Origin of the sequence: Paraburkholderia sp. SIMBA_054, assembly GCF_046534875.1 — a bacterium.
GTDB classification, from domain to species: domain Bacteria; phylum Pseudomonadota; class Gammaproteobacteria; order Burkholderiales; family Burkholderiaceae; genus Paraburkholderia; species Paraburkholderia hospita.
Genome location: NZ_JAWRXV010001209.1, coordinates 1 through 254, shown reverse-complemented (window position 1 = coordinate 254; position 254 = coordinate 1). Strand labels below are relative to the sequence as shown.

1 pseudogene is annotated in these 254 nt (G+C 74.0%); it reads left to right on the top strand.

Going from position 1 to position 254, the window contains the following annotated elements:
• Window positions 1–163, top strand: a pseudogene (locus SB822_RS58960) (ribulose-phosphate 3-epimerase); the annotation flags it as partial.
• Window positions 164–254: the final 91 nt, after the last annotated feature.

Genomic DNA, 254 nt, shown 5'->3' with positions numbered 1-254 from the left:
GCCGATCCGGCTGGAGATCGACGGCGGGGTCAAGGCCGACAACATCGGCCAGATCGCCGCCGCCGGCGCGGACACCTTCGTCGCCGGTTCGGCGATCTTCAACGCGCCCGACTATGCCGGCGTGATCGCGCGGATGCGCGCCGCCGTGGCGGCGGCCAGGTGAGCGGCGTGCCGGTGATCCGCCCGGCCACGCCGGGCGACGCCGTGTTGCTGCACGAGCTGGTCACCGCGCTGGCGGTGTACGAGCGCGAACC